This is a genomic window from Burkholderia sp. Ac-20365, assembly GCF_017104715.1.
Taxonomy (GTDB): Bacteria; Pseudomonadota; Gammaproteobacteria; order Burkholderiales; family Burkholderiaceae; genus Paraburkholderia.
This window is the reverse complement of sequence record NZ_JAAGPI010000018.1, coordinates 102,849-122,341: the sequence shown is the minus strand read 5'-3', so window position 1 is coordinate 122,341 and position 19,493 is coordinate 102,849. Positions and strand designations below refer to the sequence as shown.

The window sequence follows — 19,493 nt, the reverse complement described above, 5'->3', positions numbered from 1 at the left end:
TTGCGAACGGGGCCTTTCTCTTTGTGCGCTTTCAGCCGCGTTGCTGCTGCGCAATCGCTTTGCGGATCGGATCGGCGTGACCGGGTGCGACGTCCCGTGGTTTCGACATATCGTCGACGTTCTTCACTTCGATGATGCGGCTGGCTTTATTCACCCCGCCGGCAGGTGTCGTTGCAGGCAGTGCCAGTTCGGGCTTGCTGCAGATCTGGCTGCTCGTGGCGGCACGCAGTGCCACGGGTTGCACATCGGCCGAGTCCTGATCCGCGCCTGCTTCGATCTGCGCGTCGCTGCAACCCCACGATTCGAGCAGCGAGCGCGCCATGCCCGTCGCGCATTGCGTGCGGCTGCGCGTGATGCGCGAGGCGACCTTCACGAACGCGCGGTCGCTCAGCGTGACCAGTCGCTCATAGGCGCGGCCCGCGTTATCGATGTCCAACGCAACGGCGGTGCGATACGCGTCGCGTGCTTCATCGAGCGAAGTCGCAGAAACAAGGCCCGTTTTCATCGACGGCAGGCGCAGCGCGTCGCCGAGATTCACATACGCCTCCTGATAGCCGGGGCTTTTCTCGATCGCGATGCGCAATTCACGCACGGCGGCCGCGCGATAGTCGTGTGATTGCGGCCCGCCGCCCGCCAGCGTCGGCTTTTGCGCCAGCGCAAGCCAGGCGCGAGCCAGCGCGTTGTGAGCGGGCGCGTAGTCCTTGTGAAGTTCGACTGCGCGCCTGAGCACGTCGGCCGCCTGCTGGTAGCAACCCATGTCCGTCAGCGCGACCCCCCAGTTGTAATACGCCCAGGGGCGCGCGGGCTGCCATGAATACAGTTCTTCGCTCCTCTCGACGATCGCGCGGGCGTGACGGATCGAGCCTTCGTAGTCGCGCGCATAGGTGTCGAGCTTGGACAGCGCGAGCATCGCCCATGCGGCGTCCTCCTTCGACGCGCCCGATGCATCGCGGCCCGAACCCGCTGCGATCTGCGCGAAGCGCTCGCGCACGTCGTCGAACTGGCACGGCGCGTCGCCTTTCAGGCAGCGCTTCTGCTCCATCTGCGTCAGATACGACGCGTGCAGCAGCGGGCTCTGATGCTGAAGTATCGTCATCGCGGCCTGGCGCAGCGCAACGCGCATCGCCTGCGATTCGTTGGTCACGTTCGGCTTGCCACCCGTGTCGGGCGGCACGTCGTTGCCGAGCGCGACGGTGCGGCCATCCGGGTCGCGCAGCGTGAGCATCACCGCAAATGACGACGGCGAGCCGACCACGGTCCCATACACCGACGAATCGCGCTTGAGCAGCGTGCGCGCAAATTCGATCATCGGACGGATCGACAGTCCCGTTCCCGGCACGGTGAAGTCGGGCAGCTTGAATTCGGAGAGGACGTGCTCGGTGTCGTTGGCGGGCGTGACGGATTCGGCTTCCTTGCGCAGATCGCTGAGGGTATCGACTAGCAGGTGTTGCAAGGTCTGATCGGTATAGCCTTGGCGCCGGAAATCGTCGGAAACCTCGATCGGCTGGACGAGCGTCAACGGATCGAACCACGCGCCGCACAGCGCGATGATGCGCGGCCCGAGATAGAACGCGGCGACGAGGATCAGCGGCAGCACGATGCCGAGATACAGCACGTGACGGCACAGGAACCGGACCGCCGCCCAGAGCAGCGAGGCGAGCGGGGTGTCGAGGGGTTTCATGCGGGTCTCCTTGCGGGGCGCAGCGATTGGCGCACCTGTCACAAGGCATCGAACATGCCAATTTGTCTGAGGCTTGATGGCACAGGGTACTGCGGGAGAGGGGCCGGAAAAGTGTTGGTTCGCCAGCAACTGACATGCGGCAGGAAGTTGGGTGGCGCTGCTCACATGCGGCCGCGCGACCCTGATATGAAGAGAAACAGCCGGTTTCCACAGCGCGTCCGTTGACGATTCGTAGGGCTTTGAAAGCCCATCGAACGTTCGATAAGGCTAAACGTAATGTCAAATCTGGTATCGTGCAGCCCTGCTCGCGTGGCTGGAACCCGGTGCAAATGCCGTCGGGGTTTGTACCAGCCGGTACACCGGCGGCCCGGGCGCTGGCCGGAAAGCAAGCCGTCATGCGGCCCGTGGCTGCGCGGCGCGAGGCGATCTGGCAAGCGGCGCTGCTTCGGCGCATCGGAAATTTCGACTCGTTTTCAGGTCGAATTTCACTCACATCAGGATTTCTTAAGCGAAAACTGCAAAAAATCGCCTCCGGGTTGCTCCCGGTGTCAACCTTTTGGGCAAATTGCCGTTGTCCATTTGTAAAGAGTTGAAACAGGCGAGATCAGGACGGTTAAAACGTCCGGCGCGCTCCGAAATCCAACCTCATTCGATGCAGTAGCAACGAGACCATTGCTGCTGCATCAGGCAACACCCGGATTCATCCATGTCTGACCATCCCCGTCCGTTTTTCAGCCGCGCTGCCGCGCTGCTCAAGCGCGCATTTGCCGCGGCGAGCAGCCGGAGCGTGTTGTCGCCTGTGCTGTCGCTCGGCGTCTGCGTGCTGCTGCTGATCGTATTGCAGCATCTGTCGCAGGCTGTCGACTACCGCTCGGTGATCCGCCATCTGCGGCATCTGACGGCGGGCGAATGGTCGGCGGCGCTTGGCGCGACGATTCTCAGCTATATCGCACTCGTTGGTCGCGATGCTGTCGGCCTGCGCTACGTCGGCAAAGCGGTGCCGCGCGCGGCGCTGTGGATCGGCGCGACGGCGGGCTCGGCGCTCGGCAACGCGACCGGCTTCGGCGCGCTGACGGGCGGCGCGGTGCGCGCGCGCGTTTACGCCGTTGCCGAGGTAACGCCGGCACAGATTGGCCGCATGACGGTGTTTACCAGTGTGTCGCTGGCTTTGGCCCTCGTTCTGATGACGGCGCTCGGCATGCTGTGCGACGCGCGCACGCTCGCGCCGATGCTGCACAGCCCGACGGGCGCGCTCGCCTGGGGCGGCGCGGCGCTGCTGACCGTGCTCGGTCTGATGACGCTCGCTTGCGGCAAGACCACGCGCCAGATCCGCACGCGCTGGAACTGGCTGTCATTTGACATTCCCGCGCGTCGCGATTTCATCGAACAGGTGCTGCTGGCGGTGCTCGATGTCGTCGCCGCCGGCCTCGCGCTGTGGGCGCTGCTGCCGCACGCGCACGTGAGCTTCGTGTCGTTCATCACGATCTATGCGGCGGCGATGCTGCTCGGTTTGATCGGTCATACGCCTGGCGGCGTCGGCGTGTTCGAGGCGGCGATGGTGTTCGCACTGGGCGGCAGCGTGCAGACGCATTCGATGGTCGCCGCGCTGCTCGCCTACCGCGCGATCTATTTCGGCTTGCCGCTGATCGTGTCGGCGGGCCTGCTGGCAGGCTTCGAAGGCCGCGCGCTGAAGAAGCATCTGCCGCTGCATCATGCGGCCACCGTCTCGCAACTCGCGCCGCTGTTCCTGAGCCTCGTGACCTTCGTGGTCGGCGGCATGCTGGTGATTTCGAGCGCGACGCCCGCGTTCTGGCAGCGTATCGCGATCCTGCGCGATCTCGTGCCGCTGTGGGTGCTCGAAAGCTCTCAGATGCTGTGCAGCGTGGTCGGCGTCGCGCTGCTGTTCGTTGCGCGCGGGCTGTCGCGGCGTCTGGATGCCGCCTGGTGGCTCACGCTGGGTCTGGCGGTCGTCAGTCTTGCGCTGTCGCTGACCAAGGGTCTCGCGTTCGTCGAAGCCGGCGTGCTGACGACGCTGATCGTGCTGCTGATCGCGACACGCTCGCGCTTCAACCGCCGCTCGTCGCTGTTTTCGGAGCCTTTCACGGCGGGCTGGCTGGTTTCGGTGGCGATGGTGCTGATGCTCGCCGTGTGGGTGATGCTGTTCGCGTTCCGCGACGTGCCCTATACGCGCGACCTGTGGTGGCAATTCGCCTTCGACGAGCGCGCGCCGCGTGCGTTGCGCGCGACGCTCGCCGCCAGCCTGTTCGCCGCGACCTTCGCGTTCTGGCAATTGCTGCGTCCCGCAGCGGGTCGCTTCGAAAAGCCCGTGAAGCAGGATCTCGACGACGCCGCGCGCATCTTTCGCGCACAGGAACGCAGCGACGCGGGCCTCGCGCTGATGGGCGACAAGAGCTTCCTGTTCTCGGAGTCGCGTCAGGCATTCCTGATGTACGCGAAATACGGCCGCACGTGGGCCGCGCTGCACGACCCCGTTGGTCCGCGCGCGGAATGGGCGGAGCTGATCAGCAAGTTCGTTGCGCTCGCGCATGCTCACGGTGGCCGCGCGGCGTTCTATCAGGTGCGCGCCAACGCGTTGCCGCTGTATCTCGACGCGGGCCTCACGCTGATGAAGCTCGGCGAGGAAGCGCATGTCGTGCTCGACGAATTCGATCTGAAGGGCTCGCACCGCGCGCATCTGCGCTATGCGTTGAAGCGCGGCGAACGCGATGGCTTTGCCGTCGAGGTGATCGAGCCGGCGCGTGTGCCCGAATCGATTGGTACATTGCGCGCGATTTCCGATGGCTGGCTCGACAGCCGCGATGCGCGTGAGAAGAGCTTCTCGGTGGCCGCGTTCACGGAAGACTATCTTGCCGCGCAATCAGTGATGCTCGTGCGTCAGAACGGCGAGCCCGTCGCGTTTGTCACGTTCATGACGACCGACCTCAATACGGAAGCGACCGTCGGCGTGATGCGTCACGTGCCGCAGGCGTCGCCGTATGCGATGGAGTATCTGTTCACGCAACTCGCGCTGCATCTGAAGCACGCGGGTTTCCGTTCGCTGAGCCTCGGCATCGCGCCGTTCTCCGGTATGTCGCCGACGCCGCTCGCGTCGCGCTGGCACCGGCTCGCGAACATCGTGTGGCGCTTCGGCGGCCGCTTCTACAACTTCCGCGGACTGCGCGCTTTCAAGAGCAAATTCCAGCCTCAATGGGAGCCGCGCTATCTCGCTGCATCCGGTTCCGTCGGCGTGTTCTTCACGCTGGCCGACCTTTCGCTGCTGGCAGGGGGCCGGCGTTCATGATCATGCAAAAGTTTTACCGGCTCGCCGCAGTGGCGAGCGTTTCGTTGTGCTCGCTTGCAGGCATTGCGCCGTCGGCGCATGCGTATGAGACCGTATCCGGCGGCCGTTATGGCCAGGTCACTGTGACCAAGCCCACGGGCGATGTGCGCGGCTTCGTCGTGCTGTTCTCGAAAGAGAGCGGCTGGAATCCGGCAGATCAACAGGCCGCCGACGCGCTTGCAAAGAACGGCGCGATGGTGGTCGGCGTGGATACCGAGAAATACGCGGCGAATCTCGCTGCGAAGAAAGAAGCGTGTCATCAGCTGGTCGGCGACGCGGAAGCCGTGAGCCATCAACTCGAACGCCAGGTGAAGTCGGATCGCTACTTCATGCCTATCCTGGCAGGCTCGGGCCAAGGCGCCACGCTGTCGATGCAGGTGCTCAAGCAGGCGGCTGAAAACACGGTGGCGGGCGCGGTGTCGGTGGCTGCGCAGCGCGATCTCGACAAGCGCTTCAACCCGTGTCCGCCGGACCCGACCATCACGCACGGCCCCGGCTTGCCGGGCTTTGCGGAAACCGACGCGAACGCATCGGCGGGCACGCAACGCATCGTCGATCTGACGACGCCGCATCTGCGCGCTGCTGCAATGAAGGAAGAAGACGTTTCCGATCTGCCCTTGATCGAACTGCCTGCTGCCCATCCGAACGGCCTGATGGCGATCGTGATTTCGGGCGACGGCGGCTGGCGCGATCTCGACAAGACGATCGCCGAGGAACTGCAGAAGGATGGCGTGTCGGTGATCGGCGTGGACAGCCTGCGTTACTTCTGGTCCGAGCGTTCGCCGCAACAGACGAGCCGCGACCTCGCACGCGTGATACAAACCTACTCGACGCGCTGGCATGCGGACCACGTTGCGCTGATCGGCTATTCGTTCGGCGCCGACGTGATGCCGTTCGCGTACAACCGCCTGCCCGATGCAGTGCGTGCCAAGGTCTCGCTGATTTCGCTGCTCGGCTTCGCGCCCGCGGCCGACTTCCAGATCCGCGTGACGGGCTGGCTCGGCATGCCGGCAAGCGACAAGGCCTTGCAGGTGCAACCCGAATTCGCGCGTCTGCCGCCGAAGATCGTGCAGTGCTTCTATGGCGAGCATGAAGAAGATACGCTGTGCCCGACGCTCACGAAGACGGGTATCGAAGTGATCCGCACATCGGGTGATCACCACTTCGGCCACGACTATGCCGCGCTCGAAAAGCGCATTCTCAATGCATTGAAAAAGCAGGCTGGCGGCGCCTGATGAGATGAGATAAGCAGGGCGGCGACTGTGCGTCGAACGAACAGTCGCCGCGCTTGCGATCGAATGCAGCATGACCTGCATTGCTGCAGAAAGGAAGCGGTCGCAACGACCGCCATGGCTGTGCGTCCTTAGTGGAAAATCAGATAAAGAATCACAAGGACGATAAGCGGCACACCTAGCAACCAACCAATCAGATAAGGCATCTCTCTTCTCCCCTGTGCGACTGCCGAGACCAAGCGGTCGTCGTGACACAGCGCTTGCCGATCCTTTATGCAAACGATATGCCACTGTGAGTGAAGTGCAGCGCAGCATTGCGTTCAGCATGCGCTAAAGCCTTGTCACAACACGCTTTAAACGCTTTTCGACAGCGCTCGCGTGAATTGGCTTATTGCGCTTTCTGCGCGCTTTCCGGCTGCTTTCCTGCAATCGCGAATGCGGTAATTGCCGTTGCTTCGCAAACTTTTCACTCGGTGCTTTCGCTTATTCAATGCGGCGAAATTCCCAACGCGCACTAATATGAACTTTGACGGGATTGAGTGATGCATGTCGAACCGGGTCAATGGCGAATGACGCCGGTGTTCGATAGTCCAGATTTCAGTTGAAGCGCGGCTGGTGCGTTTTACAGGTGTCCATGCTGGATTCCTCTGAGAGATGCCATGCTGAAGCGTCGAACCTTCCTGCTGGGCGGCGTGGGCTTAGCCGGTGCGCTGGTGGTCGGATGGTCGGCGCTGCCGCCGCGTCAACGGCTTGTCGCATCGGAGCCCTTGGCTGTGCGTCCGGGCGAAGCGGCGCTCAATGGCTATGTGAAGATTGCCGCCGACAACACCGTCACGGTGATGATGTGCAGAACGGAGCTGGGGCAGGGCGTGCATACGGGGCTCGCGATGCTCGTCGCGGAAGAACTCGACGCGAACTGGGCGGACATTCGCGTTGCCGATGCACCGCTCGACCAGATCTACAACAACGTAGAAAGCGTGATCGGCGATCTGCCGTTTCGCCCGGACGATGACAGTGTCGTCAAGGAACTGGCCGTGTGGCTCACGCGCAAGCTCGCGCGCGACTTCGGCACGGTGATGACGGGCGGCTCGTCGACCATCAACGATCTCTGGCAACCGATGCGCGAAGCCGGCGCGTGTGCGCGCTCCATGCTGATCGCGGCAGCGGCCGAACAATGGAACGTGAAGGCTGCCGATTGCCGCATCGAGAAGGGCGTCGTAGTGCATGAAGCGGGGCATCGCGCATCGTTCGGTCAACTCGCGCTGGAAGCGGCGCGCCAGCCTCTTCCGCGCAAGCCCGTGCTCAAGGACCCCGACCATTTCCAACTGATCGGCAAGCCGCTCACGCGCATCGAAGCCGCGTCGAAACTTAACGGCAGCGCCGTGTTCGGTATCGACGTCGTGCCCGGCGGTCTGCTGTACGCGAGCATCGAAATGTGTCCTACGCTGGGCGGCACCGTCCGGCATTTCGACGGCGCGGCCGCGGCGGCGCTGCCGGGCGTGCACAAGGTCTTTGCCGTCGATGCGTACAACGGCGGCACAGGCGGTGTCGCGGTAATAGCCGACAACACATTCATCGCGATGAATGCGCTGGAAACGCTCAAGATCGACTGGAGCGACGGCCCGACGAAAGGGCTGACCAACGAAGAAGTCGACAAACGCCTCAAGCAGGCGCTCGACGAAAGCGACGGGCACCCCTGGTATAAACATGGCGACGTGGAGGACGCGCTGAGCCGCGCCACGCACAAATGGCACGCGGAGTATCGCGCGCCTTACCTCGCGCATGCGCCGCTGGAGCCCGTCAACTGCACGGCGCAGGTGAAAGACGGCAAGGCGACTGTTTGGGCGGCAACACAGGTTCCCGCAGTCGCGCGCATGCATGTCGCGCGGCTGCTCGACATCGGCACGGCAGATGTCGACCTGCAGCAGCAGATGCCGGGCGGCGCATTTGGACGCAGGCTCGAAGTCGACTTTATCGCGCAGTCAGTTGCCATTGCACGCGAAGCAGAGGGGCGTCCGGTACAGACGTTGTGGACGCGTCAACAGGACATGCGCCATGACTTCTATCGGCCCGCGTGTCTGTCGCGCTTCAGGGCGGGACTCGATGCGCAGGGACAACTGATTGCGTGGCATAACACATCGGTGAGCCAGTCGATTGTCGCGAAGTGGCTCGCGCGGAATTACCGGCTTCCCGATCTCGGCATCAACTTCGACAAGACGGTTTCCGAAGGCGCATTCGATCAGCCTTATGAAATGCCGAACGTGTGGATCGGACAGCGCATCGTCGATTTGCCGATGCCTGTCGGTTTCTATCGCTCGGTGGGGCATTCGCATCAGGCATTCTTTATCGAAAGCTTTATCGATGAGCTGGCTGCACTCGTGCACAAAGATCCCATTGCATTTCGTGCGGGACTGCTGACGCGTCATCCGCGGCATCTCGCCGTGCTGCAGAAAGTCGCGAGCATGTCGGGTTGGCGAGCACCGCTCGCGTGGTCGGATAAAGGTGTCAGGCATGCGCGCGGCGTCGCGCTTCATGAGGCATTCGGCAGCGTGGTCGGGCAGGTCGTGGACGTGTCGCTCGACGCGGGCGATACGGTGAAGGTCAATCACGTGTGGTGTGCGATCGATTGCGGCTTGCCTGTGAATCCGAATCTCATCCGTCAACAGGTGGAAGGCGCGATCGTGTTCGGACTTTCTGCTGCGTTCAAGGAAGACATCACACTCGATAACGGCGCTGTTGTACAGAGCCTGTACAGCGAATTCGACGTCGTGCGCATGGACGAGTGTCCCGACATCACCGTCGAGATCATGCCGTCCAGAAGTCATCCGCAAGGTGTTGGGGAATCGGCCGTGCCGCCTGTCGCGCCTGCCGTCGCCAATGCGCTATTCGCGCTGACGGGCACACGCTATCAGGCGTTGCCGCTGACCATGAAGCTGTATCCCGGGGGCGCAACATGCTCAAGCTGAACATCAACGGCAAGACCGTCGAAGTACATTCGGATCCGATAACACCGTTGCTATGGGTCTTACGTTGCGAGCTGAAAATGACGGGGACCAAGTTCGGCTGCGGCGTCGGCGTATGCGGAGCGTGCACGGTGCATGTCGGCAAAGAGGCAAAGACTTCGTGCCAGCAAACGCTCTCCGATATCGGCGCCAACAGCATCACGACGATAGAAGGACTGCAAGGACCGCAAGCGCGTGCGTTAAGAGCCGCATGGACGCGCATCGACGTCGTGCAATGCGGTTATTGCCAGAGCGCGCAACTGATGGCCGCAAGCGCGCTGATACAGCGCAATCCAACGCCGAGCGTGAAAGAAATAGACTGCGCGTTGCACGGCATCATTTGCCGCTGCGGCACGTATCCGCGTATCAGGCAGGCGATTCTCGAAGCGACGGGGCAAGTCAGACATACGTGAACTCACCCCGTCTCACGATCAACCGCTAGTTATTTCCATGCGAGTACAACGTCAGTTTGTTGCTGACGGAAGTCACGCCCGCCACGCCTTTCGCCACTTCCGTTGCCTGCGGAATCTGCGATCCGTCTGGGACACTGCCCGATAACACCACTGCGCCGCCGCGCGCTTTCACGAACACATTCGATACATTGAAGCCAGGCGCCTTCGACAAGGCCTTGCGCACATCGCGGCCGAGCTTCTTGTCGGCGGGTGTTGCTTTCTTCGAAGCCGGGGCGGGACTGGACGCCATCGACATCGAATCGCTGGCTTGCGCGTACACGTTCGACGTCAGCGTGACGCAGCCGATGACGGCGAGCAGCTTCAGGGCGTTGCGGATCTTCATGATGGCTTTTCTCCTTGTTTGCTAGCGAGGCCGCACCGGGACCGCTCAGTAAAGATAGCCAACATTCTGCTTCCACCAAAGTTGCGTTTGCTTTGTTAGGGAAAACCCGCAATCTTCTATTATCCAAAATCGAGATAACGCTTATTCACGTTATTGCGTTGCTCGATAGAGGCGCCGACGGCACACTTTGACCCACATCAAAGAAACGCACCACGCATTAATGGAGACACCTATGCGTACTCAAGTCGGCATCATTGGCGCCGGTCCTGCCGGACTGCTTCTTTCCCATCTTCTCCATCTGCAAGGTATCGATTCGGTCGTGCTCGAATCGCGCAGCCGCGAGCAGATCGAATCGACGATACGCGCCGGCGTGCTCGAACAGGGGACGATGGATCTGCTCACCGAAACGGGCGTGGGCGAGCGGATGAAAGCAGAAGGCGCGCTGCATCACGGGTTCGAACTCGCATTCGAAGGCAAGCGCCGCCGTATCGATCTCACCGACCTCACGGGTAAAGCGATCACTGTGTACGCGCAGCACGAAGTCATCAAGGATCTCGTTGCGGCGCGCGTGGCAGCGCAAGGTGCGTTGCATTTCGAAGTGTCGGATGTCTCGGTGCACGACGTTGACGGCACGACGCCGGCTATCCGCTATCGCCATCAAGGCGAGGCGCACGAATTGCAATGCGATTTCATCATTGGCTGCGACGGTTCTCAGGGCATTGCGCGCAATGCAATTCCTGAAGCACTGCGCCGCGATTATCAACGTGTCTATCCGTTTGGCTGGTTCGGCATTCTGGTGGAAGCGCCGCCTTCGTCGGATGAACTGATCTATGCGCGCCATGAGCGCGGCTTCGCGCTTGTCAGCACCCGTTCGCCGAATGTGCAGCGTATGTACTTCCAGTGCGATCCGAAGGACAACGTCGACAACTGGTCCGACGACCGTATCTGGGCGGAAATGCACGCACGTGTCGATTCGGATGACGGACACAAAGTCGTTGAAGGCAAGATCTTCCAGAAGAACATTGTCGGCATGCGCAGTGCCGTGTCGACAACCATGCAGCATGGCCGTCTGTTCCTGGCTGGCGACGCCGCGCACATCGTGCCGCCGACGGGTGCGAAAGGCCTGAATCTGGCCGTCTCCGACGTGCGGATTCTCTCCGAAGCATTGCGCGCGTTCTACAAGGAAGACCGCGACGATCTGCTCGCCAGCTATAGCGAAACGGCGCTCAAGCGCATCTGGCGCGCAGAACATTTCTCGTACTGGATGACGCGCATGATGCACCGTCTCGACGACGCATCGCGGTTCGAGCAGCAATTGCAGGTCGCGGAACTCGAGCATGTGACGACGTCGCGCAGCGCGGCGATTTCGATGGCCGAGAACTACGTCGGCGCTGTAGCGGTGTAATCAGCCGCGTTCAGTTCAAGGACAGATCGGTGTGCGCGGCGGCCTGAAATTCTTTCGGCGTCGCGCCCGTCTGCTTGCGAAAATAGCGGCTGAAATACGCCGCATCCTCGAAACCGAGCGCGTGCGCGATCTGCTTGATGGTCAAACCTGAATAGACGAGATCGCGCTGCGCTTCGCGTATCAGATGTTCATTCACTAGCGACATCGGCGAATGGCCGAGTTCGTCGCGGCAAATGCGGCTCAATTGGGCCGTCGTAATGCCGAGCTTTTCCGCGTAAAACTCGACTGGCCGATGCTCGCGGAAATGCGCGGCAACCAGTTCGCGAAAGCGCTTGATCTGTCCGCTGCGACGATCGGCAACGGCGCTCGTTGCGGGCATTGCCGCTGCGTCGCTTAATCTCGCCACTTGCACGAAAAGTGCAATCATCAACGACATGCCCGCGGCAATATGGCCGCGTGCATTGCCACGGTATTCCTGTTCGAGCAGCGCGAAGAGCGGCATCAATATGTCGTTGCCCGCTGATGCCTTCACGGGTATCACGGCGGCGCGCTGAAACACAGGCAAAAGACCCGGCGATATCGCCTTTGAAATCGTCTCCAGCGCCCGCTGCGCAGCCGTAATCACCAGCCCGTCGATATCGGGCGAAAACACGAATCCATGTACGGTTTGCGCGGGCAACACGACCACGCAGGGCGGTGAGAGCGTGTGCTTTTCGCTTTCGATCACCACATGCCCGCCGCCGCTGCGAATGTACAGGACCTGCAGCAGCGCATCGTGCCGGTGCGCTGCGATATGGAAGTCATTGGGCTGGCTGCGCTCGGCAATCCACTCGAAATTGAACGCGTCGAACCACGGCGGTCGCGCCGATTCGCCGTACAGATCGTAGTTAGGGATTTTCCTCATGCCGTTGCCTCCGCCGTGTACGAATTGTCCTGCGATGCGTGCCGTTTGTCCAATTTCAACGCACGGCGTGTCCCTATACTTTTCTCCATGAATCGTGCAGTCCGTTTCCGGGTGCACTGATAAAAATCGATACATGGAGATTGGGATGACTAAGCAATACAACGCTGAATGGCTTGCCTTGGATGGCAAGGTGTGCGTGGTGACAGGCGCAGCAGGCGGCATTGGCAGCGCAATCGCGAAAGTACTCGGCGAAGGCGGCGCGCGGGTCGCATTGCTCGACCGTGAAGCGGGAAAGTGTGAAGACCTCGCGCAGACACTCAGCGCAAACGGCATCGAAGCCTATGCATTCGCTTGCGATATCGGCGATCAGAAGAGTGTCGAGACGACAGCGGCGCGCGTTGAAGAAAAGTTCGGCGCGGTGGATGTGCTCGTCAACAACGCCGGTCTGCTGCGGCCTGGCGGCATCGAAGAGATTGCACTCGATGCATGGAACGCGATGCTGCAGGTCAATCTCACCGGCTACATGCTGTGCTCGCAGGCATTTGGCCGCGCGATGTTGCGCAAGGGCGCGGGCAGCATCGTGCATGTCGCGTCGGTGGCTGCGCATCATCCGCAGACCTGGAGCGGCGCGTACAGCCCAGGCAAGGCTGCCGTCACGATGCTGTCGAAGCAGATTGCGGCTGAATGGGGACCGCGCGGCGTGCGCAGTAACGCAGTGTGTCCAGGCATGATCCGCACGCCGTTGTCGGCATCGTTCTATGCACAAGGCGATGTCGAGCAGCGCCGCAGCGCGATGACGGCGAGCCGGCGTATTGGCGAACCCATCGATATCGCGGAAGTGGTCGCCTTTCTCGCAAGCCCGCGCGCAGGGTATGTGAACGGCACGGAAGTCGTCGTCGACGGCGGACTGGAATGCATGTTGATGGATCTCGTGCCGCGCCCCGGTTACGACGCAAAGACGAACCCGGCGCGCTGAAGACAAAACGACATCTGGCAGGAGACAAAGATCATGGATTCCAGAACGCATTCCCTCACATGCGATGTGCTTGTCATAGGCTCAGGGGCAGGCGGATTATCGACGGCCATCACTGCGCGCAAGCACGGTCTCGATGTCGTCGTGATCGAAAAGGAAGCGTATTTCGGCGGCACGACGGCCTATTCGGGCGGCGTGCTGTGGATTCCCGGCAACCGGCATGCGCGCGCGAACGGTGTAACCGATACGCGCGAAGCGGCGAAGACCTATATGCGCAACGAAACCGGCGCGTGCTTCGACGAAGCAGCGGTCGATGCATTTCTCGAAACCGGCCCGCATATGCTCGACTTCTTCGAGCGCGAAACGGAAGTGAAATTCGTGCCGACGCTGTATCCCGACTATCACCCTGACGCGCCAGGCGGTGTCGATATTGGCCGCTCTGTCGTCGCTGCGCCTTTTGACGCTCGCGCGCTTGGTGACGACATAACGCGTTTGCGTCCGCCGCTGAAGACGATCACGTTCATCGGCATGATGTTCAATTCGTCGAATGCCGACCTCAAGCATTTCTTCAACGCGACGCGCTCGGTAACGTCCGCTGTTTATGTGGCGAAGCGTCTCGCGAGCCATCTGAAGGATCTTGCGCTGTATAGACGCGGCGTGCAGATCACGAGCGGCAACGCGCTCGCCGCGCGGCTCGCGAAATCAGCGCTCTCGCTGGGTATTCCGATTCACACGAGTACGGCGGCGCGAGAACTCACTATGTCCGAAAAGCGCGTGACAGGCGCAATCGTTAATGGCCCGCAAGGCGAGACGCGCATTACCGCGCGACGAGGTGTGGTGCTTGCATGCGGCGGCTTCTCGCATGATGTCGCTCGCATCGCCAAAGCGTATCCCCATGTGAAGCGCGGCGGCGAGCATTGCTCACCGGTGCCGAAGGGCAATACGGGCGACGGCGCGCGCATGGCCGAAAGCGTCGGCGCTCAGGTGCCGATCCGTTATCCGCAGCCTGCCGCATGGATGCCCGTCTCGCGCGTGCCGATGCGCGACGGTACGACTGGCGTGTTTCCGCATCTGCTGGATCGCTACAAGCCAGGCATTATCGGCGTGACGCGCAAGGGCAAGCGCTTTACGAATGAAGCGAATTCATATCACGACGTCGGCGCGGCCATGATCGAAGCATGCCGCGATGAAAAAGAAACGGCGATGTGGCTGATCTGCGATCACGCGACCATCCGCAAATATGGGCTGGGGTACGCGAAGCCGGCGCCCGTGCCCTTAGGGCCTTTGCTGCGTAACGGCTATCTCGTCAAAGGGCGCACGCTTGCCGAACTCGCGCAGCGCGCGGGCATCGACGCGAATGCGCTCGAAGCCACCGTGCGCAACTACAACGAAGGTGCGGTACGTGGTGAAGATCGCGAGTTCGGACGCGGTTCGACATCGTTCAATCGCTATCTCGCCGATCCCGAACGCAAACCCAATCCGTGCGTCGCGCCTGTCGGCGACGGCCCTTACTACGCGCTCAAAGTCGTAATGGGCGATCTGGGCACCTTCGACGGCATCACGACGGCTGTCACGGGGGAAGTGCTGGATTCGAACGGTGGCTTTATCGACGGACTGTACGCAGTCGGCAACGACCGCGCGAGTGTGATGGGCGGGAACTACCCGGGCGCGGGCATTACGCTCGGCCCAATCATGACCTTCGGCTACATCACCGGCCAGCGGCTTGCGGGCATCGATGGTAATGCGGCAAGCGTGAATAACAGGCGTCAATCGGAAACGGTTTAAAGGAAAGCACCATGAGCAGCAGCAAGCTTTTTGTCGATCATCGTATCTATACGATCCGGCCGCGCGGTATGACCGAGTTCATCGAAGTATTCGATCGACTCGCGATGCCAATTCAATTGAAGTACCTCGGTGCGCCTGTCGGCTTCTATATGAGCGATATCGGCGCGTTGAATCAGGTCGTGCATCTGTGGGGCTACGAGAGCATTGGCGATTACGACCAGCGCCGCACCGCACGCGATGCGGACCCCGAATGGCCCGCGTATCTGCAGGCGTCGGCGCATCTGATTGTTGCGCAGGAAAGCAGGATCATCCGGCGCGTCGAATTCAGGAGCCTCACGGCGCTGCGATAACAAAACAACACGCGGCGACATCACAAACGTGCGCGAGAGGCAGCAGGCGCGCTCAAGGAGACATGCAATGCACCAGCCAGAATCGACAGTCGATGTGCAGGCGTTCATCGACAGTCAACGTTTTTCGCCTTTTCAATGGACGATCCTCGTCCTCTGTTTTCTGGTCGTCGCGGCCGATGGCTTCGACACGGCCGCAGTCGGTTTCATCGCGCCTTCGCTCGTGCAGGATTGGGGCGTGGCGCGCGCGGCGCTCGGGCCGGTGATGAGTGCGGCACTCGTCGGGCTCGGCATCGGTGCGTTGGGTGCGGGGCCGCTTGCCGACCGCGTCGGGCGCAAAGCGGTGCTGGTGCTGTCGGTGTTTTTCTTCGGGCTGTGGAGTCTGGCTGCCGCACGCGCGACGTCGATTGAATCGCTGACAGCGTTGCGCTTCATGACGGGACTTGGACTCGGCGCCGCAATGCCGAATGCCGTGACGTTGGTGTCGGAATATGCGCCGGCTCGCATTCGCGCTGTAGCGGTTAATGCGATGTTCTGCGGCTTTTCATGCGGACTTGCGATTGGTGGCTTTGCGTCGGCGTGGCTGATTCCGCACCTCGGCTGGCAAAGCGTGCTCGTTGCGGGTGGCGTCGGGCCGATTGTGCTGACGGCGGTGCTTATTCTTCTCTTGCCCGAGTCGGCGCAATTCATGGTGACGCGAAAGCGTGGCGATGCGCGTGTCGCACGAGTTCTTTCTCGCATTGAAAAAGACAAGAGCCTCGATGCGTGCAGGTTCGTGACGGCCGGGCAATCGGTCGAACATCGCGGGTCGGCGCTTCGTGTGGTGCTGTCAGCGCGGTATCGATTCGGCACGTTGATGTTGTGGCTCGCGTATTTCATGGGGCTGTTGATCTACTATCTGCTGACCAACTGGCTGCCTACGCTTTTCAAGGACACGGGTTTTTCAGGGCAGAACGCCGCGTTGATGACGTCACTGTTTCCGCTTGGCGGCGTGCTCGGCAATCTGAGCGTCGGCTGGCTGATGGACCGCTTCAAGGCGAATCGCGTGATTGCGTGCACGTATGTCGTCGCGGCTGCGCTGGTGATGCTCGTGGGTCGTGGGCTTGGTCATCAGGTGTGGCTCGGCACGCTGATCTTTCTGACGGGCACAGTTGTTACGTCGGCTGTCACGTCGATGTCCGCGCTGGCAGCAAGCTTCTATCCGACACAAGGACGCGCAACGGGCGTCGCATGGATGCTTGGCATTGGGCGTATCGGCGGCGTGGCGGGCGCGCTGGTCGGCGCTGCGTTGATGGGCTTGGGCTGGCAGTTTGGATCCGTGTTCAGCCTGCTCGCCGTGCCTGCGGTGATCGCAGCGGTCGGTGTCTTTGCAACGGCGAGACGTCCTCAAGCTTCAGTCATTGAAGGCGCTGAATGGTCGCCTGCAGTGGAGTGAAGCGCCATACTCACTGAGCGATATCGACGCCCATCGCATCAACCGCTTTGCGTCGATATCCACTCGTCGCGAGCAGCAGGCTGCGCGAATACTCATTCTCCACCTGCTGCGCGCGAATACGCTCGACATCGAGTTCTTCGACAATCTCGCCATTGCGCATGATCGCCACGCGCGAGCACAAAAATCCGACCACGGCGAGATTGTGGCTGACGAGAATCATCGTCAGATTGCGCTCCTGATGCAGGCGCTTCAACAGATTCAGTATTTCGGCCTGTACCGAGACGTCGAGTGCAGAGGTTGGCTCATCGAGCAGCAGTACCAGCGGTTCGACGATCAACGCGCGCGCAATCGCCACACGTTGCCGCTGCCCGCCCGATAGCTGGTGCGGATAACGAAAGCGAAACGATGCATTCAGTCCGACTTCGCGCAACGCATTGACGATGCGCTCTTCGTGTTCGTCGATACCGTTGATGCGCAAAGGCTCGCGCAAGGTTTGATCGACGGTGAAGCGCGGATGCAGCGAGCCATACGGATCCTGAAACACCATTTGCACATCGCGTCGTCGCGTCGATTCAGCTTGCTGCGCGATACGCATCGAACCTTGCGCAATCGGCGTGAGACCACTCAACGCACGCAAGATGGTCGACTTGCCGGAACCCGATTCGCCGACGAGTCCGAATACCTCGCCCTGCGCGACATGAAAACTTGCGTTGCGCACCGCGTCGACGGCGCCTGCTGCCGTCTTGAAGCGCACGGTAACTGCATCGACATCGATCATGCGGACGCTCCTTGCACCTCGTTGAGCCACGCGGGATCTCGCGATAGCACAGGCAATTCAGCCGGCGGATTGACGAGCGGCGGATTCGCAGCGAGCAACCCGCGCGTGTACGGATGCTGCGCATGAACCAGATCGCGCGCCGCACAGGTTTCGACCACGCGCCCCGCATACATCACCACGACGCGGTCGCAGAACGACATCACGAGCGGCAGATCGTGGCTGATAAAGATGAGGCCAGTATCATGTTTCGCGATCATCTCATCGAGCACGGCGAGCACCTGCATCGACACCAGTACGTCGAGCGCGCTGGTCGGTTCGTCGGCGATCAGGAGACGCGGCCCCGTCGATACCATCATCGCGATCATCACGCGTTGGCCCATGCCGCCGGAAAGCTCATGCGGATAGGAATCGGCGACGCGTTCGGGATTGCGGATGTGGACGGCTTCGAGCGCGGCGATGATCTTCTCGCGCATCGCACGCTTGCCCAGTTTCGGGTCGTGCAGCGCAAACGCTTCGCGCATCTGCTGCGCGACGGTCATCACCGGGTTCAGCGAGTATTTCGGGTCCTGCAGGATCATGCCCATCTGCTGGCCGCACAGACGCCGACGCCTGTCGGCGCGCATGGTAAGCAGATCGTTGCCGTCGAAGCGCATCGTCTTCGCGCTGCAATGCGCGGCAGGCGGCAACAGGCCGAGCAACGCGCGGCCCGTCAGCGATTTGCCCGATCCCGATTCGCCGACGATGCCAAGCCGCTCGCCCTTGTTCAGCGTCAGCGAGAGACCGCGCACCGCCTCGTTCATCGTGCCGTCGTGCGTGCGGAACGCAATACGCAGATCGTCGATCTCGCACAGTGCGGGTGTCGTATCGTGCGTGCTCATGTCAGTCTCCATGACGCGGATCGAAGACGTCGCGCAAGCCGTCGCCGAGCAGATTGAACGCGAGGCTCACGAGCAGAATCGCGATGCCCGGAATGGTGGCGACCCACCACGAGTCGAGCAGTACGTTGCGGCCCGATGCGACCATGAAGCCCCATTCGGGACTAGGTGGTTGTGCGCCGAGGCCGAGAAAACCCAGGCCCGCGACGGTCAGGATGATGCCCGCCATATCGAGCGTCGCGCGCACGATCACCGACGACGAACACAGCGGCACGATATAGCGCAGCAGAATGCGTGCGTTCGATGCGCCTTGCAGCCGCGCGACATGAATGAAGTCCGCCTGCACCAGTCGCAGCGTTTCTGCGCGCGCGAGTCGCGCATAGGCGGGCCATGCGGTGATCGAAATGGCGATTACCGCATTGAATACACCCGGGCCGAGCGCAGCGGCAAAGGCGAGCGCAAGCACGATCTTCGGAAACGCGAGCGCGATATCGGTGATGCGCATCAGCACATTGTCGATCCAGCCGCCGAAAAAGCCCGCCATCGTGCCGATCAACAGCCCGATCGGAACGACGACCACCACGACGAGTATCGCAATCGACAGCGTGAGTCGTGAACCATAGATGATGCGCGAGAGAATATCGCGGCCCAATTGATCGGTGCCGAGCCAATGCGATACCGAACCCGGCGGCAGCAGGCGATCCGACAGAACCTGCCGCAGCGGATCATGTGGCGCAATCCACGGCCCGATGATCGCGACGATCACCAGCAGCACGAGAATCAGAAAGCCGAACACCGACAGCGGATTGCCCTTGAAGCGCCGCCAGCGCCGATACGCGAGGCCAAGCGCCGCCTGCTTGCGCGATGCGGGCGTGTCGGTCAGCAGCCATTCCTTCCAGGTAGGACGCGGGGCGTTCATCGGCCAGTCCTGCGTCGAACGG

At 61.7% G+C, this 19,493-nt stretch carries 15 protein-coding genes; 9 read left to right on the top strand and 6 right to left on the bottom strand.

The features are described 5' to 3' along the window. Positions 1-31: 31 nt before the first annotated feature. The gene (locus G3O01_RS26765) at positions 32-1,681 is read right to left on the bottom strand and encodes a tetratricopeptide repeat protein (RefSeq protein ID WP_205809645.1); all 1,650 of its coding nucleotides are present in this window, start codon (positions 1,679-1,681) and stop codon (positions 32-34) included. Between the two features lie 706 nt (positions 1,682-2,387). On the opposite strand from G3O01_RS26765, the gene mprF reads away from it, so the two are divergent. The 4 genes from mprF to G3O01_RS26745 all read left to right on the top strand — a co-directional run bounded on the left by mprF (position 2,388) and on the right by G3O01_RS26745 (position 9,668). Continuing rightward, positions 2,388-4,982, top strand: coding sequence for a bifunctional lysylphosphatidylglycerol flippase/synthetase MprF (mprF, locus tag G3O01_RS26760; RefSeq protein WP_205809644.1), 2,595 nt, complete (start codon positions 2,388-2,390; stop codon positions 4,980-4,982). Further along, entirely contained in the window at positions 4,979-6,256 is a 1,278-nt protein-coding gene (locus G3O01_RS26755) for a virulence factor family protein (protein WP_205809643.1), read from the top strand. Before mprF ends, G3O01_RS26755 begins: the two co-directional genes overlap by 4 nt. Positions 6,257-6,912: 656 nt before the next feature. Next, a complete protein-coding gene (locus G3O01_RS26750) occupies positions 6,913-9,219 on the top strand; it encodes a molybdopterin cofactor-binding domain-containing protein (protein WP_205809642.1) in 2,307 nt (768 codons plus the stop codon). Beyond that, positions 9,207-9,668 carry a (2Fe-2S)-binding protein gene (locus G3O01_RS26745; protein ID WP_205809641.1) on the top strand — a complete coding sequence of 154 codons (462 nt, stop codon included), beginning with the start codon at positions 9,207-9,209 and terminating at the stop codon, positions 9,666-9,668. Before G3O01_RS26750 ends, G3O01_RS26745 begins: the two co-directional genes overlap by 13 nt. A gap of 25 nt (positions 9,669-9,693) precedes the next feature. On the opposite strand, the gene G3O01_RS26740 is transcribed toward G3O01_RS26745, so the two are convergent. After that, on the bottom strand, positions 9,694-10,050 hold the full coding sequence (locus tag G3O01_RS26740) for a BON domain-containing protein (protein ID WP_205809640.1): 357 nt from the start codon (positions 10,048-10,050) through the stop codon (positions 9,694-9,696). 232 nt (positions 10,051-10,282) lie between these two features. On the opposite strand from G3O01_RS26740, the gene G3O01_RS26735 reads away from it, so the two are divergent. Next, positions 10,283-11,455, top strand: coding sequence for a 4-hydroxybenzoate 3-monooxygenase (locus G3O01_RS26735; RefSeq protein ID WP_205809639.1), 1,173 nt, complete (start codon positions 10,283-10,285; stop codon positions 11,453-11,455). A 10-nt stretch (positions 11,456-11,465) separates the two neighbouring features. Here the strand turns inward: G3O01_RS26735 and G3O01_RS26730 are convergent, their stop codons facing one another. Continuing rightward, complete coding sequence (locus G3O01_RS26730) at positions 11,466-12,359, bottom strand: helix-turn-helix domain-containing protein (RefSeq protein ID WP_205809638.1); 894 nt, start codon at positions 12,357-12,359, stop codon at positions 11,466-11,468. Between the two features lie 145 nt (positions 12,360-12,504). Here G3O01_RS26730 and G3O01_RS26725 point away from each other — a divergent pair, with 145 nt between their 5' ends. The 4 genes from G3O01_RS26725 to G3O01_RS26710 all read left to right on the top strand — a co-directional run bounded on the left by G3O01_RS26725 (position 12,505) and on the right by G3O01_RS26710 (position 16,899). After that, a complete protein-coding gene (locus G3O01_RS26725) occupies positions 12,505-13,335 on the top strand; it encodes an SDR family oxidoreductase (RefSeq protein ID WP_205809637.1) in 831 nt (276 codons plus the stop codon). A 33-nt stretch (positions 13,336-13,368) separates the two neighbouring features. Continuing rightward, complete coding sequence (locus G3O01_RS26720) at positions 13,369-15,117, top strand: FAD-dependent oxidoreductase (RefSeq protein WP_205809636.1); 1,749 nt, start codon at positions 13,369-13,371, stop codon at positions 15,115-15,117. Between the two features lie 11 nt (positions 15,118-15,128). After that, positions 15,129-15,467: an NIPSNAP family protein gene (locus G3O01_RS26715; protein ID WP_205809635.1), complete on the top strand. Its 339-nt coding sequence runs from the start codon at positions 15,129-15,131 to the stop codon at positions 15,465-15,467. Between the two features lie 67 nt (positions 15,468-15,534). Further along, positions 15,535-16,899 carry an aromatic acid/H+ symport family MFS transporter gene (locus G3O01_RS26710; RefSeq protein WP_205809634.1) on the top strand — a complete coding sequence of 455 codons (1,365 nt, stop codon included), beginning with the start codon at positions 15,535-15,537 and terminating at the stop codon, positions 16,897-16,899. Positions 16,900-16,909: 10 nt separating this feature from the next. Here the strand turns inward: G3O01_RS26710 and G3O01_RS26705 are convergent, their stop codons facing one another. The 3 genes from G3O01_RS26705 to nikC are packed head-to-tail and all read right to left on the bottom strand — an operon-like array spanning position 16,910 to position 19,471. Then, positions 16,910-17,677 (bottom strand): ABC transporter ATP-binding protein, encoded by a 768-nt coding sequence (locus G3O01_RS26705; RefSeq protein ID WP_205809633.1) that lies wholly within the window; start codon positions 17,675-17,677, stop codon positions 16,910-16,912. Continuing rightward, a complete protein-coding gene (locus tag G3O01_RS26700; RefSeq protein WP_205809632.1) occupies positions 17,674-18,555 on the bottom strand; it encodes an ABC transporter ATP-binding protein in 882 nt (293 codons plus the stop codon). Before G3O01_RS26700 ends, G3O01_RS26705 begins: the two co-directional genes overlap by 4 nt. Before the next feature lies 1 nt (position 18,556). Beyond that, the gene (gene nikC / locus G3O01_RS26695; protein WP_205809631.1) at positions 18,557-19,471 is read right to left on the bottom strand and encodes a nickel transporter permease; all 915 of its coding nucleotides are present in this window, start codon (positions 19,469-19,471) and stop codon (positions 18,557-18,559) included. Positions 19,472-19,493: the final 22 nt, after the last annotated feature.

Excerpts from the sequence above, each read along its gene's own strand:
- G3O01_RS26765 (WP_205809645.1), bottom strand. The coding sequence starts at position 1,681 with ATGAAACCCCTCGACACCCCGCTCGCCTCGCTGCTCTGGGCGGCGGTC.
- mprF (WP_205809644.1), top strand. The coding sequence starts at position 2,388 with ATGTCTGACCATCCCCGTCCGTTTTTCAGCCGCGCTGCCGCGCTGCTC.
- G3O01_RS26755 (WP_205809643.1), top strand. The coding sequence starts at position 4,979 with ATGATCATGCAAAAGTTTTACCGGCTCGCCGCAGTGGCGAGCGTTTCG.
- G3O01_RS26750 (WP_205809642.1), top strand. The coding sequence starts at position 6,913 with ATGCTGAAGCGTCGAACCTTCCTGCTGGGCGGCGTGGGCTTAGCCGGT.
- G3O01_RS26745 (WP_205809641.1), top strand. The coding sequence starts at position 9,207 with ATGCTCAAGCTGAACATCAACGGCAAGACCGTCGAAGTACATTCGGAT.
- G3O01_RS26740 (WP_205809640.1), bottom strand. The coding sequence starts at position 10,050 with ATGAAGATCCGCAACGCCCTGAAGCTGCTCGCCGTCATCGGCTGCGTC.
- G3O01_RS26735 (WP_205809639.1), top strand. The coding sequence starts at position 10,283 with ATGCGTACTCAAGTCGGCATCATTGGCGCCGGTCCTGCCGGACTGCTT.
- G3O01_RS26730 (WP_205809638.1), bottom strand. The coding sequence starts at position 12,359 with ATGAGGAAAATCCCTAACTACGATCTGTACGGCGAATCGGCGCGACCG.
- G3O01_RS26725 (WP_205809637.1), top strand. The coding sequence starts at position 12,505 with ATGACTAAGCAATACAACGCTGAATGGCTTGCCTTGGATGGCAAGGTG.
- G3O01_RS26720 (WP_205809636.1), top strand. The coding sequence starts at position 13,369 with ATGGATTCCAGAACGCATTCCCTCACATGCGATGTGCTTGTCATAGGC.
- G3O01_RS26715 (WP_205809635.1), top strand. The coding sequence starts at position 15,129 with ATGAGCAGCAGCAAGCTTTTTGTCGATCATCGTATCTATACGATCCGG.
- G3O01_RS26710 (WP_205809634.1), top strand. The coding sequence starts at position 15,535 with ATGCACCAGCCAGAATCGACAGTCGATGTGCAGGCGTTCATCGACAGT.
- G3O01_RS26705 (WP_205809633.1), bottom strand. The coding sequence starts at position 17,677 with ATGATCGATGTCGATGCAGTTACCGTGCGCTTCAAGACGGCAGCAGGC.
- G3O01_RS26700 (WP_205809632.1), bottom strand. The coding sequence starts at position 18,555 with ATGAGCACGCACGATACGACACCCGCACTGTGCGAGATCGACGATCTG.
- nikC (WP_205809631.1), bottom strand. The coding sequence starts at position 19,471 with ATGAACGCCCCGCGTCCTACCTGGAAGGAATGGCTGCTGACCGACACG.